The organism is Leucobacter sp. M11, assembly GCF_035726885.1.
Taxonomy (GTDB): Bacteria; Actinomycetota; Actinomycetes; order Actinomycetales; family Microbacteriaceae; genus JAPFRB01.
Window position 1 is genome coordinate 362116 of sequence record NZ_JAPFRB010000001.1, and the last position, 821, is coordinate 362936.

1 protein-coding gene and 1 pseudogene are annotated in these 821 nt (G+C 70.3%); both read right to left on the reverse strand.

The window, feature by feature from the left end; all coding sequences use genetic code 11:
• Positions 1-251, reverse strand: a pseudogene (locus OOT08_RS01810) (ABC transporter permease); the annotation flags it as partial.
• A 6-nt stretch (positions 252-257) separates the two neighbouring features.
• Positions 258-821, reverse strand: a 564-nt coding sequence (locus OOT08_RS01815) for an ABC transporter permease (RefSeq protein WP_325090857.1), incomplete at its 5' end; no start/stop codon positions are given.

Below are 821 nucleotides of genomic sequence, written 5' to 3' on the forward strand. Positions count from 1 at the left end.
GTCGCGGCGAGGGCCATGAGCAGGGTGAGCCGGGTGGCGACGAGGCTGCGTGCGAGCAGATCGCGGCCGAAGTCGTCGGTGCCCAGGGGGTGGGCGAGGCTCATGCCGAGCGCGGCGTCATCGGTCAGCGTTTCCGCTTTCCCCGAGAGGAACAGCGGCGCGAAGATCGCGCTGAGGATGAGAAGCGCGAAGATGGTCACCCCGACGATGAGGCCGGGGGTCCAGTTGAGTCGTTTGAATGCAGGCAGCATCTCGGGTCAGCTCTTCCGTGCGCGGGGGTCGATGAGGGCAAGCAGGACATCCACCAGGATGATGAGCGCTGTGGCCAGCATGCCGAGGACGAGGATGATGCCCTGGATGACGGGGTAGTCGCGGGACAGGATGGCCGCGACGATGCCGCGCCCGAGCCCGGGCCAGGCGAACACGGTCTCCATGATGAGCGCGCCGCCGAGCATGCCGGCCAGCAGCAGGCCGGAGAGCGTCAGGGTCACGGTGAGGATGTTCGGCAGGGCGTAGCGCAGGTACAGCCGCGCGTGGCTGAGTCGCCAGCCGCGGGCCGTGCGGAAGTAGTCCTGCTCCAGCACGACCGCCGTCTCGCGGCGCACCACGCGGGCGATCGTGCACGTGGGGGCGACCGCGAGGGCGATCGTGGGGAGCACGAAGGAGGCCGGGCCGTGCACGCCGGCCGCGGGGAACAGCCCCAGCAGCACGGCGAACACGGTCACGAGCAGCGTGCCAAGCACGTACTGCGGCACCGAGGAGAAGAACCCGGTCGCGATGCCGAAGACGGTGTCGAGCCAGCGGGCGCGGCCCCCGCGGGT